The sequence below is a fragment of the Pararobbsia silviterrae genome, assembly GCF_003628125.1.
Taxonomy (GTDB): Bacteria; Pseudomonadota; Gammaproteobacteria; order Burkholderiales; family Burkholderiaceae; genus Pararobbsia; species Pararobbsia silviterrae.
In genome coordinates, this window is record NZ_RBZU01000004.1 from 191417 (window position 1) to 207959 (window position 16543).

Below are 16543 nucleotides of genomic sequence, written 5' to 3' on the forward strand. Positions count from 1 at the left end.
GTCGATTCTGGCGGGCGCGACCCGGATTGACAATGCCATGACGGATGAACAGACTGTCAAATCATATTTGACAGTGGGCGCGGATAGGCGGACGGAACGCGTTGGCGTGCGTGGATCCGCGTGTGTATCGCGCGGCGATTTTCACGGATTTGGCACGGGGATCTTCGTGGGTTTAGCGCGGCGATCTCGATCGACTTAGTGCGGCGATTTTCATGGATTTGAATTCATTGACCTTGCTCGTCGAAATTCTCGACGCGAGCAATTTGAGCGAAGCGGCGCGCCGGCTCAAGATGAGCCGCGCGAACGTGAGCTATCACTTGAATCAGCTTGAGAAGTCGGTCGGCGTGCAGCTCGTGCGTCGAACGACGCGGCGTCTCGAACCGACGGAAATCGGTTTGCGGCTTTATCAGCATGGGCTCACGATTCGCAATGCCTTGCGCGATGCGCACGAATCGGTGACGACGCTCGGGCAGGAATTGCAGGGGCGTGTGCGGCTCAGCGTGCCGAGCGGATATGGGCAGCTCGTGATGGCGCCGTGGCTGATCGATTTCAAGCGTGCGCATCCGGGGATCGTGCTCGATGTGCTGTTCGAGAATCGTGTCGAGGATCTGGTGCGGGACGAGATCGATATCGCCGTGCGTGTGATGTCGGAAGCGCCGCCGAATCTTGTCGCGCGCGATATGGGACGCGTGCGCTATGTCGCATGCGCGTCGCCGGGGTTTATGGCGTCGCGCGAAGCGCCGACCGATCTCGATGCGTTGCGAGCCGAGCCTTTGATCACGTCGACGGTGATCGGACGGCAATTGAGGCTTGCGGGGTATCTCGACGGCGAACGGCACGAGGTGCTGCTGGAGCCGACGCTGATTTCCGAGAATTTTCTATTTCTGCGCGACGCGGTGCTCGGCGGACTCGGTATTGCGCTGATGCCGGACTACGTCGTGCAGGACGACATTGCGCAAGGGCGCGTCGTGACGATGCTCGATCGATGGCGGCTGAGCATCTATGGCACGCGGATGTATATGGTCTATATGCCGAATCGGCATCACACGCGCGCGGCGTCGACGTTTATCGACTTTATTCTCGAACGGGCGAGGGCGGCGGCGTGAGGGGGACGGGCGCGCCGTTTAGCGACGACGCCCGTTTGATGGCGCTTGCGAAGCGTGATCGTTGCGCCAGATGTCAGATCGAGGTGGTGCTGCTTAAGCCCTTTGCAGCGCAAACTCGCTGAGCGTCGCGCACAGCAATTCGACGGCTTCGGGCGTGACCGCGTTATAGAGCGACGCGCGCAGACCGCCGACCGAGCGATGTCCGTCGAGGCCGATGATGCCGTGCTCGGCGGCGGCTTCCGTAAAGGCGCGATCGAGTCGCGCATCGCCGAACGTGAAGGCGACGTTCATTTGCGAACGCCATGCACGCGCCGCATGGATCTTGACGACGTCCTGCATCTCGTCGAGTTGGCGATACAGGCGCGACGATTTCGTCTCGTTGACCTTTTGCATCGCCGCGAGTCCGCCGATGTCGTTGAGCAGCCAGCGCGTGATCAGCGTCAGCACGTAGATCGCGAAGACGGGAGGCGTGTTGTAGTTCGAGTGATGCTCGATCTGCGTGCGGAAATCGAGGATGCGCGGCAGATTGCCGGGAATGCGACCGAGCAATTCGCGATCGATGACCGAGACCGTGACGCCGGCCGGTCCGAGGTTCTTTTGCGCATGCGCGTAGATCATCGCAAAGCGCTCGGTCGCGAGCGGCCGCGACAGAAAATCCGACGACATATCCGCGATCAGCGGCACCGCGGGGTCCTGTGTGGGCAAACGGAACTGCAAGCCTTCGATGGTTTCGTTCGAGACGTAGTGCAGATAGGCCGCGCGACGATCGACGTCGAGATGTTCGAGCGTCGGCAGTTCGCGGAATCCGACGGACTGTCCGTCCCAGACGACCGTGCTCGGGCCGACGCGGCTCGCTTCGGCGGACGCACGCGAACTCCAGTAGCCCGAATTCACATACGCGGGCGGCGCGAAGGCCGGCGTGGCGAAATTCATCGGGATGGTAGCGAACAGCAAGCTGCTGCCGCCTTGCAGGAAGCTGACCGAATAGCGATCGGACAAACCCAGCAATGCGCGAATATTGCGCTCGGCTTCCTCGACGATCGAGACGAACCACTCGGACCGGTGGCTCATGCCGAGCACGGACACGCCGGTCTCGGGCACGGCGATGATCGCTTCGCGGGTTTGCGCCAGCACGGTGCTCGGCAAGGCGCCGGGACCGGCGGAGAAATTGAGGGCGTTGGAATGCATCATGATCGGTCGGCGCCTGTCAGGTCCGGACGCTTAATGGGGCGTTCGAACATTAACGAAGTGATGACAGCGTATCCGACCGATATCCGAGACAAGGCGCCGAGCTAAGGGGGAAATAGCCGCCAATTTTGCCGACTGTCTCGATATTCATGGGCGTGTTTTCAATATTTCAATTTGCTTTCGATCGGGTCGAATGCGCGATAGGCCCGTGTTTAAAGGGTTGCCGAGGATATCGTTCAAGTGTGGCCAAGCCCGAGGGATCCGCTCTTTGAAATGATCGTTTCGATTTGCTTTCAATCCCATATTGGATTTCGTCTTACGACGCATTACGTGTGCGGGGAAGTCTTCGAAAGCATTTTGTTAGCATAAAGCGGGAATGCGAAGATGAAATGCAAATGTAATTTTCAATTTATGTTTTTGTTGGATTGAGATGAATTCGCGCTAAGCGCATGACGCACATCAATCCTGGATCGCCCCCTGAAAATCCGGTCTGCGCTCCTTTCCCATCTGCTCGTGCCGGCAGGGACGGTTCGAAACCGACCTGGAACGGCGAGCGAACGCGCGGATCGGCTGAACGTCTTGTCGTGTTGTCATGACCAAATTCGTTACCTATCTTCGCGTGTCGACGCAACGTCAAGGGCAATCCGGCCTTGGTCTGGACGCTCAACGTGAAGCCATCCGGCAATACCTCAATGGCGGACTGCATGAGGTGGTTGGCACGTTCACGGAGGTGGAAACGGGAAAGGGCAGTACAACGAATCCTGTCACGACTGGCGGCGTAGCCAAGATTCCGCCGGTGCAGTCAGCCTCGTGACGTGCCCGTGCAATTCCGCATCCGATGCCCAATCTTCGGGATTTCGACGAATAGTACTCAATTTGCAATATATCCATCGGTCGCCGATTAACCGATAATTTCGCCCAAAAATCACGCGTCGACTCTTTGAGAGCACGCAGACCAAAGGGGCGCGTCATGAATCGGTTGGGAAAATTTGTGGCGCGTGGCGCTGCGATCGTCGTCTGTGCTGCATTGACCGCATGTGGCGGGTCGAACTCACCGAGCACGACGACCACAACGTCGACGGGCGGCACAACGCCTTCAGCGTCACCCACCACGCTGTCCGCGAGCGTTTCGTCGCTTGCCCTTGCGGTCTACTCTCCGGTCACGAATACTGCGCTGACCGGCAATCCCCGGACCATCACGTTTACGAACACAGGAAGTGCAGCGGTTGTCGATTTGGCATTTTCAATATCGCCCGCGCTGCCTACCGGTGCATCGACATCGACGACATGTGGCTCGACGCTCGCCGTCGCATCGAGCTGTACCGTGACCATCGCGCCGGGGAATACACCCAGCGCGGCGGTTGGCGACACGAGCGCCACGCCGATCGTATTGGCGGCATCCGGATCGAATGCGACTGCCGTGAACGTGGCGGTCAGCATCTTGGGCTACGGCAGTGTGTATGAGGCGGGCTATGTGTTTGCGATCGATGACACGACGGCAACGACGGGAAGCGTCGGCGGCACGGTGCTTCAGGAAGAGGACTCGCCTACGACCGTCCAGTGGGCGGAGACTTTCACGACCCTCGACGCGTCTAGCTTGACGGACGGGGCAGGCAACACATCGACCATCGTCCATGCGCTAGGGACGCTATCAGGCTATGCTGCGCCGCTTTGCACGCAGGTCACGGACGGCAACTATACGGATTGGTACCTGCCAGCCATCGACGAATTGGACGGCGGTACTCAAGCCGCTTTTACGATACTCGGACCGCTCGGCCTTCCAGTGGCTACGAATGGAATGCTCTATTGGTCGTCGACGGAAACCTCTGTGAATCCCGGAGGCGATGCCGAGGCTGTTCTAGTCGATGGTATTTCGACTGCAAACATCACTTCCTTGAGCTACATTAAATCGGTGTACGCGTCCGTCCGCTGCGTTCGTGCACTAACGCCTTGACCCCAGATAGCACACGCTCGAAATGCGCGGGCGGCCTTACCGATGTGTTGTCCGCGTCGAGCACAGGCCGCCTGATGTCCTCGTCTCGTGAACGCAATCAATTGCAACTACGTCAGTAACCCTTTGACGAACGCCGATGCTTGGGCTTAACACGCCCAGCGAGCGTCAGAACCCTGTAAGCACAGGCCCAGACGACAAGAAACAGAATCGGATGCCCCATCGAAGCAGGCGACGTGGTGGACGTGACATTCATTCTTGGGCTCCGGACTGGAAGTATCGTAGGCCGTTTTTGCCAACGGTTTGCCGACAATCCGCGTGAGAGCCCGGGAGATTCCTGGAAATAGAAAATCAATAAGTCATTGATTTCTCGCGACACTTGAGAGCGTCGGAGATTTTTGGAGATCCTGGGGGTTCTGCAGATCGGAATATACTTCCGCGTCGCGGAACCGTATGATCGGTTCCCACACGATTTCGCCCGCACGCCGCTCGGATTCGAGCGCGCGGCGTCGGATCGTTCAGCCGCCGGCCCGATTCTCCGAATCGCGGCGCACGTCATCACTCGCGTGGAGCCGTTTCATTTTGGACGCACCGGATCACGACGCCTTTCCCGAAGACTCCGCGCCGGAATCGACGCGCGTCGGCAACGCCAAGGAAGATCGACACTTCGTCACCGCACTCGCGCGCGGCCTCGAAGTGCTCGCCTGTTTTCGTTCAGGCGATAAATCGCTGAGCAATCAAGACATCGCGCAGCGCTGCAAATTGCCGAAGTCGACCGTCTCGCGTCTCACGATGACCTTGACGCGCCTCGGCTATCTGATCCATCTGAAAGACAGCGGTAAATATCGGCTCGGCACCGCCTCGCTCGCGATCGGCAGCGCGATGCTCGCGCGTCTCGACGTCCGCAAGCTCGCGCGCCCGATCATGCAGGAACTCGCCGATTTTTCGCATGCGACGGTTTCCCTCGGCACTCGCGATCGTTTGTCGATGATCTATGTCGAGAACCTTCACGGTTCAGTCGCGCTGACCCTCACGCTCGACGTCGGCTCGCGCATTCCCGTCGCGACGTCGGCGATCGGCCGCGCATGGCTCGCGGCCGTCCCCGAAGCGGATCGCCTCGCCTTCATGGAAGAGGTTCGCGAACTCGATCACGTCGCGTGGCCCGGCGTGCGGCGCGGCATCGAACAAGGCGTCGACGACTATCGGACGCTCGGCGTCGCGTGCTCGTTCGGCGACTGGCAAAAGGACGTCAACGGCATCGCGCGCGCATTCGAGCCCGGCGGCGGACTGCCGATCATGGCGATCAATGTCGGCGGCCCGTCGTTCAATCTGTCAAAGGAATTCCTGCTCGAAGAGGTACGGCCTCGACTCATCGAGGCCGTCACACGACTTGAAAGCACGCTGACGCACTAAGGGCACACTAAAGACGCCCTAAAGACGCCCTCAGAGACGTGACTCAGAGACGTGACTCAGAGACGTGCTCAGAGACGTGCTCAGAGACGCACTCGAGGACGCACTCGAAGACGTTCAGTGACGTCACGGAGCGCCGCATCAAAGCGCACGCGCCGCTGTCCAAGCCGTGCATGCGAAGTGACGCCGCGCGCGTCTCGGTATGAGCGCCGCGGACGCGGCGTCGCTCATGCCCCCTCAAAACCACGCGGCTTCCATCGCGAGCGTCGTGTCGTCGAGGCCGCGTAGACGCGCATGCTGAAGATGAATGCGCGGCAATTCCCATCGGAAGAACCACTGACACGCCTGGATCTTGCCGCGATAGAAATCGCGATCGGCTTCGCTTATCGCATGCGCCGCATTCTGCAGCGCACGTGCTGCGACGATCGCTTGACGCAGCCAGATCCACGCGACGACGGTATGACCGAATGCCTCAAGAAACGCATTGGCATTCGCGAGCGCGAGATCCGTGTCGCGCGCGAGCACAGGACGCAGATGCGCGACCGTATCGATGGTTTCGCTCGATGCGCGTTCGAGTGCATCGGCGCATGCCGACAACCCCTCGATCTCGCGCGCCTCGCGAATGGCGGATTCCATTTCCTTCGCGAATCGCGCAAGCGCGGCGCCGTCCTTCATCATGACTTTGCGTCCAAGCAGATCGAGCGCCTGAATGCCGTGCGTGCCTTCATGAATCAGATTGAGCCGGTTGTCGCGATAGAACTGCTCGACCGGATATTCGCGCGTATAGCCGTATCCGCCGTGAATCTGGATCGCCAGGCTATTCGCTTCGAGACACCATTGCGAGGGCCACGACTTGACGATCGGCGTCAGCAGATCGAGCAATAGCGCCGCATCCGCGCGCGCTTCGGCGCTATCGCCCGTGTTCTGTTCATCGACGAGACGCGCCGCATAGAGACACAGCGCATAACCGCCTTCGACATAAGCCTTCTGCGCAAGCAGCATGCGTCGCACGTCCGCATGTTCGATCAATCGAAGCTGAGGCGTCGACGGATTCTTGTCCGTCGGATGACGGCCTTGCGGCCGTTCGCGCGCGTAGTCGAGCGAGGCCAGATACCCGCGATAGCCGAGCATGACCGCGCCGAGCCCGACGCCGATCCGCGCCTCGTTCATCATATGGAACATATACGCGAGGCCATGATGCGGCTCGCCGACGAGCTCGCCGATGCACGCGTCATTTTCGCCGAACGACAACATTGTCGATGTCGTGCCGCGCCATCCCATCTTGTGAATAAGCCCCGCTAAAGCGACGTCGTTGCGCGCCCCGAGACTGCCGTCGTCGTTGACATGATGCTTGGGCACCGTAAAGAGCGAAATGCCCTTGACGCCCGCCGGTCCGCCCGGGATTTTGGCGAGCACGAGATGCACGATGTTGTCGCTCAGCTCGTGGTCACCGCCCGAAATGAAAATCTTGTTGCCGCGCAATGCATATGTGCCGTCGGCATTCGGTGTGGCGGTCGTCGTGATATCCGACAGACTCGATCCCGCTTGAGGCTCGGTCAACGCCATCGTGCCGAAGAATCGGCCGTCGAGCAGCGGCTGCAGATACTTGCGCTTTTGCGATTCGGTGCCGAAGCGCTCGATCACGTTCGCATTGGCCATTGTGAGCATCACGTACGACGACGTCGCGATGTTCGCGCTCTTGAACAACGACAAGCACGCATTCGCGACGACCGACGGCAATTGCATGCCGCCTCGCTCGAAATCCTTGCTTGCCGCAAGCAGGCCCGTCCCCGAATACGCATCGAGCGCGTGCTTGACCTCGGGAATGATCGTCACGCGCCGACCGTCGAATTGCGGCTCGTGTTCGTCGGACAGACGGTTGTGCGGCGCGAATTTCTCGGTCGCGACCGCATGCGCGGTGTCGAGCGCCGCCATAAAGGTCTCGCGTGTGTGCTCGGCATGACGCTCGCGTTGCGTCAGCGATTCGACGTCGAGCACTTCGAATAGCTGGAATTCGAGGTCGCGCGGATTGATGATCGGGGCGTCGGACGTTTGGGGCATAAAGGTGTCTCGTCGATGTCTCGTGTTGCTGTTGTCTGTGTTTCGTGTGCGATCGCCCGGCCGCTCGATATCGGGCACGCGACGCGTCGATCGATGGGACTGCTATGCAGAACAGGTGAGTCCCGATGCGCACGCAGCGACGGTGCCGATGCGGCGTGCGATGCGTTTTTTGCGGGCCATATCCGGACCGCGTGCTGCGCGCCACCCGCATTTGACACCAGCTTGGCCGGCTAACGCGATACTAGGGATAACCTTGGTCAAGCTTCATTTACAGCACGCTCGTTCGCATTTATGATGGACCGATACTTTGGAATGTCAATCTGCATCGCAGAACATTTCATCAAGGTCTTGAGTCATTCATCAGGCGTGACCGAACGCCAAGCGCGCCAAGAACGCGCGGCACGCCGACGTCATATCGAGGAGCAGGAGACGATGCAAGTCAAAGCCTTGTTTCAGCTTGAGGGCAAAGTCGCGTTGATTACGGGCGGCTCGCGCGGCCTGGGTTTGCAAATGGCCGAGGCGCTCGGCGAAATGGGATGCCGCATCGCGATCAGCGCGCGCAAGGCCGATGAGCTCGACGAAGCCAAGGCGCATTTGAAATCCAAAGGCATCGACGCGCTGACGGTCGTCAACGATCTTCAGAAAGCCGCAGGCGTTCCCGAACTCGTCGATCGCGTGCTCGATGCCTATGGGCAGATCGACGTTCTTGTGAATAACGCGGGCGCGACGTGGGGCGCACCCGCCGAAGCGTATCCCGACGAGGCATGGCACAAGGTCATGAACCTCAACATCACGGCGCCGTTCATGTTGTCACGCGAAGTCGGCAAGCGCAGCATGATCCCGCGCAAGACAGGCAAGATCATCAACGTCGCATCGGTCGCGGGCCTCAAGGGATCGCCGCCGGGCATGAATACGATCGCGTACAACACGTCCAAAGCGGCCGCGATCAATTTCACGCGTGCGCTCGCCGGCGAATGGGGCAAGTACAACATCAACGTCAACGCGATTTGCCCGGGATTTTTCCCGACGAAGATGGCGGCCGGCCTGCTCGACGTCATGGGCAAGCAGGTCATCGAGCGCACGCCGCTCGGCCGTCTCGGCGGCGATGAGGACCTGATGGGCACCGTCGTCTATTTCGCGAGCGAAGCGTCGCGCCACGTGACGGGGCAATACATCGCCGTCGACGGCGGCGCGAGCGCGATTTCCTGACGCCGGAGCGCAGCATGTCTGATTCCGCGGAGTTCACCGGCACGCGGCCCGTCGCGGCCGCGCATGCATTCGATATCGGCCGGCTCGAAGACTATATGCGCATGCATGTCGAGGGCTTTTCGGGCGCGCTCGAGGTCGCGCAATTCAAGGGCGGTCAATCGAACCCGACATTTCTGCTTAAAGCAGGCGGCGAGACGTATGTGATGCGCCGCAAGCCGCCGGGCGTATTGCTGCCGTCGGCGCATGCGGTCGATCGCGAATATCGCGTGATCCGCGCGCTCGCCGGCACCGACGTGCCCGTGCCGCATGCCTATGCGCTTTGCGAAGATGCCGACGTCATCGGCACGGCGTTCTACATCATGGAGTACGTCGACGGCCGCGTGCTCTGGGATCCCGCATTGCCCGACATGACGCGCAGCGAACGCGGCGCGATCTACGATGAATTGAATCGCGTGATGGCCGCGCTGCATAGCGTCGATCCGGCCGCGGTCGGCCTGGCCGACTATGGCAAACCCGGCAATTACGTCGAACGCCAGGTCGCGCGCTGGACCAAGCAATATCGCGCCGCGGAAACCGAACGCATCGAAGCGGCCGACAATCTGATCGAATGGCTGCCCAAGCATCTGCCGTCCGATGACGAGAGCCGCATCGTGCACGGCGATTACCGGCTCGACAACGTGATCCTCGATCGCACGGCCACGCGCATCGTCTCCGTGCTCGATTGGGAACTGTCGACGCTCGGCCATCCGCTCGTCGATTTCTCGTATCACTGCCTCGCATGGCGCATGGCCCCGGGCGAATCGCGCGGCATCGCGGGGCTCGATCTCGCGGCGCTTGGCATTCCCGACGAGGCGCACTACGTCAAGACCTACCTCGAACGCACGGGCCACACGTCCGCATTCGCGGTATCGGAGGTGGATTGGGGTTATTACCTGGTTTTCAACATGTTCCGCCTTGTGGGTATCCTCCAGGGCATCACCGCACGCGCACTTCAAGGCAATGCGTCCAGCGCATCGGCGCTCGAAGCCGGCAAACGCGCTGCGCCGCTCGCTCAACGCGCGTGGGCGCTCGCGTGCGAGGTCGACGCGATGCGGTAGCGCGGCGCCGCATGTAATGCGATGCAATGCGACACGTTTGCGGCGCGTCTTTCATTCCTCCCCCAACAAGGATTCGCTTCATGGATTTCGAGTACTCGGACAAAGTCAGGGGTTTGCAGAAGCGCGTCGGCGCGTTCATGGACGAATTTATTTTCCCGGCCGAAAAGCAATTCGAGGCCGAGATGGACGCCGCGCGCAAAGCAGGCAATCCATGGCAGCCCGCGCCCGTCATCGAGGCGCTCAAGGACAAGGCGCGCGCCGCGGGACTCTGGAATTTATTCCTGCCCGAATCGCAATACGGTGCCGGGCTCACGAACCTCGAATACGCGCCGCTGTGCGAATTGATGGGGCGTTCGCCGATCGGCGCGGAGCCGTTCAATTGCTCGGCGCCCGACACGGGAAATATGGAAACGCTGGTCCGCTACGGCACGCCCGCGCAGCATGAACAATGGCTCAAGCCCTTGCTCGACGGCACGATCCGTTCGGCGTTCGCGATGACCGAACCGGCCGTGGCCTCGTCGGATGCCACGAATATCCAGGCGCGCATCGAGCGCGACGGCGACCACTATGTGATCAACGGCCGCAAATGGTGGACATCGGGCGCGAACGATCCGCGCTGCAAGATCCTGATCTTCATGGGGAAGACCGATCCCGATCATCCGAATCGCCATCAGCAGCAATCGATGATTCTCGTGCCGATGGACACGCCGGGCGTCAAGGTGCTCCGGCATCTGCCCGTGTTCGGCTACGACGATGCGCCGCACGGTCACGCCGAGGTGCTGTTCGAAAACGTGCGCGTGCCCGCGAGCAATATGCTGCTCGGCGAAGGACGCGGCTTTGAAATCGCACAGGGCCGTCTCGGGCCGGGACGCATTCACCATTGCATGCGTTTGATCGGCGTGGCCGAGCGCGCGCTCGAAGCGATGTGCCGGCGCGCGTTGTCGCGCGTCGCATTCGGCCGCAAGGTCGCGGACCAGGGCGTCACGCGCGAGCGTATCGCCGAGGCGCGGATCATGATCGATCAAGCGCGTTTTCTCGTGCTCAACGCCGCGTACAAGATGGATACGGTCGGCAACAAGGACGCACGCCAGGAGATCGCGATGATCAAGGTCATCGCGCCGAACATGGCGTGTCAGGTCCTCGACTGGGCCATGCAGGCGCACGGCGGCGGCGCGGTCAGCGACGACTTCGGCCTGGCGCGCGCGTATGCGCATGCGCGCACGCTGCGCTTTGCCGACGGTCCGGACGAAGTCCACCGTAATGCGATCGCCAAGGTCGAACTCGGGCGTTACCTCGAACACGCTTAAGCGCATTGTCCGGAGCCGATATGTCAAATCTGCATTTCAAGCATTGGCCGCGCGGGCAGTCGCATCATATGACGCTGCCGCAAACGAGTCTGTCGTACAACGTCGAGGTCGCGGCGACGCGTTTTCCCGACAAGCCGTTCATCATCTTCTACGACACGCCGCTCACGTTCGCCCAATTCAAGGAACAAACCGAGCACATCGCGGGATGGCTCGAACATGAATGCGGCGTCAAGGCCGGCGATCGCGTGCTGCTGTATATGCAGAACAGCCCGCAGTGGGTGCTCGCGTACTACGGCATCCTGCGCGCGAACGCGGTCGTCGTGCCCGTCAATCCGATGAACCTGACCGACGAACTGCGTCACTACGTCGAGGACAGCCAGGCCAAGGTCGCGATCGTGCCGCAGGATCTGTACGCGAATCTCGCGCCGCTCGTCGGCGACGGACCCGGCCAGGGGATCGAGAAGGTGCTCGTCGCCACGTATAGCGACTACGTCAAGCAAGCGAGCTTCATCACGCCGCCGCCGTTCGTCTCGGCGCCGCGCGAACCGATCGACGACGCGGCCGTGACGCGCTGGCACGACATGCTCGATGCGCGTCATGCGCCGGGCCCGGTCACGGTCGGCCCCGACGATCTCTGCGTCATGCCGTACACATCGGGCACGACGGGCAAGCCCAAGGGATGCATGCACACGCATCGCAGCGTCATGGCGACGCTCGTCGGCGGCGTCAACTGGTTCTGCACATCGCCCGAAGGCGTCCATCTTTCGGTATTGCCGCTGTTCCACGTGACGGGCATGCAGGGCGGCATGAATTGTGCGATCTACGCGGGCGCGACGATCGTGATCCTGCCGCGCTGGGATCGCGATGTCGCGGCCGCCTGCATCTCGCACTACAAGATCACGGCCTGGCAGTGCATCTCGACGATGATGGTCGATTTCCTCTCGAATCCGCGTCTCGGCGAATACGACATCTCGACGCTCGCGGCGGTGCGCGGCGGCGGCGCGGCGATGCCCGATGCGATCGTCAAGAAGCTGTTCGATCTGACGGGCCTCGAATTCGTCGAAGGCTACGGCATGTCCGAGACGATCGCGGCGACCCATATCAATCCCGCGCATCGGCCCAAGCCGCAATGTCTCGGCATTCCGGTCTACGACCTCGATGCGCGGATCATCGATCCGGGCACGCTCGCCGAGTTGCCGCAGGGCGAAACGGGCGAGATCGTCGTCCACGGTCCGCAGATCATGCGCGGCTACTGGCGCAATCCCGATGCGACGCGCGATGCGTTCATCGAGATCGACGGCAAGGCTTTCCTGCGCACGGGCGATTTGGGGCGCGTCGACGAAGACGGCTATTTCTTCATGATCGACCGGCTCAAGCGCATGATCAACGCGTCGGGCTACAAGGTCTGGCCGGCCGAAGTCGAGGCGATGATGTACCGGCATCCGTCGATTCAGGAGGTCTGCGTGATCGGCTCGAACGATGCTCGCCGCGGCGAGACCGTCAAGGCGCTCGTCGTGCTGAATCCCGCGAAAGTGGGCAGCGTGACCGAGCAGGAGGTCATCGATTGGGCGCACGCGAACATGGCGGCCTATAAGGCGCCGCGCATCGTCGAATTCGTGTCCGCGCTGCCGAAGTCGGGCACGGGCAAGATTCTTTGGCGCCAGTTGCAGACACAGGAAAACGAACGTCAGTCGGCGACCGCCGCGGAGGGAACGCGATGAAGGCTTTGATGTGCCGGGCGTTCGGCCCGATCTCGGATCTCAAGCTCGAAGACGTCGCGGATCCGGCGCCGGGTGCGGGGCAAGTCGTCATCCGGGTCGAAGCCGCATCGATCAATTTTCCCGATGCGCTGATCGTTCAGGGCCTCTATCAATTCAAGCCGCCGCTGCCTTTTTCGCCGGGCGCGGAACTCGCGGGCACCGTGCATGCGGTCGGCGAGGGCGTGCGCCATCTGAAGGCCGGCGATCGCGTGATCGCGTCGACGGGACACGGCGGTTTCGCCGAACTCTGCGTCGCGGACGCGGCGCGTGTCGCGCCGTTGCCGGCCGGCATGGATTTCGAACTCGGCGCGGCCTTCGTGCTGACGTACGGCACGTCGCTGCACGCGCTCCAGCAGATCGCGAAATTGCAGGCGGGCGAGACCTTGCTCGTGCTCGGCGCGGCGGGCGGGGTCGGCCTCGCGGCAATCGAGATTGCCAAAGCGATGGGCGCGCGCGTGATCGCGGCGGCGTCGACGGCCGACAAGCTCGCGCTGTGCAAACAGCTCGGCGCCGACGAGGTCATCAACTACGAAGAAGAGGACTTGCGCAAGCGGGTCGACGCGCTGACCGACGGCAACGGTGCCGATGTCGTCTATGACCCTGTCGGCGGACGCTATTCGGAAGTCGCGTTGCGTGCGACCGCATGGCGCGGACGTTTTCTTGTCGTGGGTTTCGCGGCCGGCGAGATTCCGAAGCTGCCGCTCAATCTGGCCTTGCTCAAGGAGCGCGCGATCCTCGGCGTGTTCTGGGGCGATGCCGTGCGCCGCGATCCCGCGCAGCATCTCGCGAACATGAAGCAATTGGCGGCATGGTTCGCCGAAGGCAAGGTCAAGCCGTTCATCAGCGAACGCGTGTCGCTTGCCGATGCGGCGCATGGCATCGCGCGCATGGCGGCGCGTCAGGTGAAGGGCAAGGTCGTCGTTCTACCGGGTATCTGAGGGGGCGTCATGAGCGATATCGCCGAATGGCTCGCGCAGCCGTTTCTCTGCGTGACCGATTTGCTTCGCGTGCATACGGCCGAGCATGGCGAGCGTCGCGCGGTGATCTGCGAAGGCCGCGAGATCAGCTATGCGGAACTCGACGCCGAAGTCGATCGCTTCGCGGCATCGTTGCAGCGTGACGGTGTCGCGCCGTGCGATGCCGTCGCGATCGCGGCGCATGCGTCGATCGACTATGTCGTCGCTTTTCTCGGCGCGCTGCGCGCGGGCGCCGTCGTCGCGCCGCTCGCGCCGTCGTCGAGCCCCGCGAGTCTCGCGGGCATGATCGCGAATTCGGGCGCGCGGCTGCTGTTTCTCGACGAGGACGTCGAGCGCGTGCTCGAATCGGTTGCAACCGATGTGTACGCGCGGCGCGTGCATATCGGCCGGCCGGGCGCGCTCGACGCCTGGCTCGAACCCGTGGGTGCGAAGCCCGCCCATGTCGAGATCCAGCCGCAATGGGGCTTCAACATCATTTATTCGTCGGGCACGACGGGGACGCCGAAAGGCATCGTGCAAGCGCACGCGATGCGATGGGCGTATGCGGTGCGCAGCGTCGATCGCGGCTATGGCCCGCATGTCGTCACGATGATTTCGACGCCGCTTTATTCGAACACGACGCTCGTGAGTTTCTTTCCGACGCTCACGCTCGGCGGTACCGTCGTGCTGATGCCGAAGTTCGACGTCAAGGGATTTCTCGAACTCGCGCAGCGCTACCGCGCGACGCATGCGATGCTCGTGCCGGTTCAGTATCAGCGGATCATGGATTTCCCCGAATTCGACCGATATGACCTGTCGAGTTTCGAGGCGAAGTTTTCGACGAGCGCGCCGTTCGGCGCGCGGCTCAAGGCCGACATCGTCAAGCGCTGGCCCGGCGCGCTGACCGAGTACTACGGCATGACCGAGGGCGGCGGGTCGTGCGAGCTGGTCGCGACCGCGTATCCGGACAAGCTGCATACGGTCGGCAAACCGATCGCGGGACACGATATCCGTCTGATCGACGAAGCGGGACGCGAGGTCCCTCAAGGCGAGATCGGCGAGGTCGTCGGGCATTCGCCCGCGATGATGACGGGCTATCACAATCAGCCGGAGAAGACCGCCGAGGCCGAGTGGTACGACCCGAGCGGCAAGCGTTTCATTCGGACCGGCGATCTCGGCCGTTTCGACGAGGACGGTTTTCTGACGCTGCTCGATCGCAAGAAGGACATGATCATCTCGGGCGGCTTCAACGTCTATCCGAGCGATCTCGAAGCGGAAATCCGCACGCATGCCGACGTCTACGATGTGGCGGTGGTCGGTATCGAATCTCAGCAGTGGGGAGAAACGCCGGTCGCGTTCGTCGTGCCGCATGCGCAGGCGACCGTGTCCGAGGAAGGGCTCAAGACTTACGCGAACGGACGGCTTGGCAAGATGCAGCGCGTCGCCGATGTGGTTTTCGTCGACGCCATGCCGCGCAGTCCGATCGGCAAGGTGCTCAAGCGCGAATTGCGCGAACGCTATACGACGATCAAACAGGACGCGACATGCAAGATTTCCACGGCAAAGTAGCCGTCATCACGGGCGCCGGTTCAGGCTTCGGACGCGAATTCGCACGCATCGGCACGCGCCTCGGCATGCGGCTCGTGCTGGCCGACGTTCAACAGGATGCACTCGACGAGACCTACGCCGAGGTCAAGGCGGCGGGTGCCGATGCGATCGTCCAACGCGTCGACGTATCGAAGGTCGACGATATCGCGGCGCTCGCGCGTGCGACGGTGGCGGCGTATTGCGCGCCGCATCTCGTGTTCAACAATGCGGGCGTGGGCGGCAGCGGCGGTCTGGTCTGGGAAAATTCGGAGCGCGATTGGGCGTGGGTGCTCGGCGTCAATCTCTGGGGCGTCATTCATGGCGTGAAGGCATTTACGCCGCTGATGATCGAGGCCGCGAAACACGATCCCGGATTCCGCGGACATATCGTGAATACGGCATCGATGGCGGGCTTGCTCAACGCGCCGCTGATGGGCTCGTATAACGTCTCGAAGCATGCGGTCGTGTCGCTGACCGAGACGCTTTATCAGGATCTGTCGCTCGTGACCGACCAGATTCATTGTTCGGTGTTGTGCCCGTATTTCGTGCCGACGGGGATCGCGCATGCGGCGCGCAATCGCCCCGAGACGCTCAAGAACGAGGCGCCGAAGACGCGTTCGCAGCAGGTCGCGGCGGCGCTTAGCGAAAAGGCCGTCAAGTCGGGCAAGGTCAGCGCGGCCGAGGTCGCCGAATTTGTTTTCGATGCAATCCGCAACGAGGCGTTCTACATCTATTCGCATCCGAATTCGCTGACGCCCGTGCACGCACGCTTCGAAGACATCGTCGGCCGTCGCAATCCGACCGATCCGTATGCGGAGCGGCCGAATGTGCGCGAGGAATTGACGGCGGCGTTGAAGGGGTAGCGGAGCCTCAGAGGGCGGCACGCGTCGCTCGCGCTCCGGCGCAACGCG

Annotated in this window: 14 protein-coding genes; 11 read left to right on the forward strand and 3 right to left on the reverse strand. The window is 62.0% G+C overall.

Annotated elements, in window-relative coordinates; all coding sequences use genetic code 11:
• Positions 1–212: 212 nt before the first annotated feature.
• Positions 213–1106 (forward strand): LysR family transcriptional regulator, encoded by an 894-nt coding sequence (locus tag D7S86_RS11315; protein WP_121086453.1) that lies wholly within the window; start codon positions 213–215, stop codon positions 1104–1106.
• Positions 1107–1199: 93 nt separating this feature from the next.
• On the opposite strand, the gene serC is transcribed toward D7S86_RS11315, so the two are convergent.
• On the reverse strand, positions 1200–2294 hold the full coding sequence (gene serC / locus D7S86_RS11320; RefSeq protein ID WP_121086907.1) for a 3-phosphoserine/phosphohydroxythreonine transaminase: 1095 nt from the start codon (positions 2292–2294) through the stop codon (positions 1200–1202).
• 592 nt (positions 2295–2886) lie between these two features.
• Here serC and D7S86_RS11325 point away from each other — a divergent pair.
• The gene (locus D7S86_RS11325; RefSeq protein WP_121086455.1) at positions 2887–3108 is read left to right on the forward strand and encodes a recombinase family protein; all 222 of its coding nucleotides are present in this window, start codon (positions 2887–2889) and stop codon (positions 3106–3108) included.
• Positions 3109–3443: 335 nt separating this feature from the next.
• Here D7S86_RS11325 and D7S86_RS11330 read toward each other — a convergent pair whose 3' ends face one another.
• Positions 3444–3734 (reverse strand): hypothetical protein, encoded by a 291-nt coding sequence (locus D7S86_RS11330; protein ID WP_121086457.1) that lies wholly within the window; start codon positions 3732–3734, stop codon positions 3444–3446.
• Between D7S86_RS11330 and D7S86_RS11335 the strand changes: the two genes are divergently transcribed.
• The gene (locus D7S86_RS11335; protein WP_147432296.1) at positions 3715–4248 is read left to right on the forward strand and encodes a DUF1566 domain-containing protein; all 534 of its coding nucleotides are present in this window, start codon (positions 3715–3717) and stop codon (positions 4246–4248) included. The two genes, D7S86_RS11330 and D7S86_RS11335, sit on opposite strands and share 20 nt — an antisense overlap.
• A 579-nt stretch (positions 4249–4827) precedes the next feature.
• The gene (locus tag D7S86_RS11340; protein WP_240648094.1) at positions 4828–5658 is read left to right on the forward strand and encodes an IclR family transcriptional regulator; all 831 of its coding nucleotides are present in this window, start codon (positions 4828–4830) and stop codon (positions 5656–5658) included.
• A 234-nt stretch (positions 5659–5892) separates the two neighbouring features.
• On the opposite strand, the gene D7S86_RS11345 is transcribed toward D7S86_RS11340, so the two are convergent.
• The gene (locus tag D7S86_RS11345; RefSeq protein ID WP_121086463.1) at positions 5893–7716 is read right to left on the reverse strand and encodes an acyl-CoA dehydrogenase; all 1824 of its coding nucleotides are present in this window, start codon (positions 7714–7716) and stop codon (positions 5893–5895) included.
• A 432-nt stretch (positions 7717–8148) separates the two neighbouring features.
• On the opposite strand from D7S86_RS11345, the gene D7S86_RS11350 reads away from it, so the two are divergent.
• From D7S86_RS11350 to D7S86_RS11380, 7 genes are all read left to right on the forward strand, one after another.
• Positions 8149–8925 carry an SDR family oxidoreductase gene (locus D7S86_RS11350; RefSeq protein ID WP_121086909.1) on the forward strand — a complete coding sequence of 259 codons (777 nt, stop codon included), beginning with the start codon at positions 8149–8151 and terminating at the stop codon, positions 8923–8925.
• 14 nt (positions 8926–8939) lie between these two features.
• On the forward strand, positions 8940–10022 hold the full coding sequence (locus D7S86_RS11355; protein WP_121086465.1) for a phosphotransferase: 1083 nt from the start codon (positions 8940–8942) through the stop codon (positions 10020–10022).
• An 80-nt stretch (positions 10023–10102) separates the two neighbouring features.
• Entirely contained in the window at positions 10103–11329 is a 1227-nt protein-coding gene (locus D7S86_RS11360; protein ID WP_121086467.1) for an acyl-CoA dehydrogenase family protein, read from the forward strand.
• Between the two features lie 20 nt (positions 11330–11349).
• Complete coding sequence (locus D7S86_RS11365; protein WP_121086469.1) at positions 11350–13050, forward strand: long-chain fatty acid--CoA ligase; 1701 nt, start codon at positions 11350–11352, stop codon at positions 13048–13050.
• Positions 13047–14027 carry an NADPH:quinone oxidoreductase family protein gene (locus D7S86_RS11370; protein ID WP_121086471.1) on the forward strand — a complete coding sequence of 327 codons (981 nt, stop codon included), beginning with the start codon at positions 13047–13049 and terminating at the stop codon, positions 14025–14027. Before D7S86_RS11365 ends, D7S86_RS11370 begins: the two co-directional genes overlap by 4 nt.
• Before the next feature lie 9 nt (positions 14028–14036).
• Positions 14037–15614 carry a class I adenylate-forming enzyme family protein gene (locus D7S86_RS11375; RefSeq protein WP_121086473.1) on the forward strand — a complete coding sequence of 526 codons (1578 nt, stop codon included), beginning with the start codon at positions 14037–14039 and terminating at the stop codon, positions 15612–15614.
• Positions 15590–16495, forward strand: coding sequence for an SDR family oxidoreductase (locus D7S86_RS11380; protein WP_121086475.1), 906 nt, complete (start codon positions 15590–15592; stop codon positions 16493–16495). The genes D7S86_RS11375 and D7S86_RS11380 overlap by 25 nt, the downstream gene beginning before the upstream one ends.
• Positions 16496–16543 lie beyond the last annotated feature (48 nt).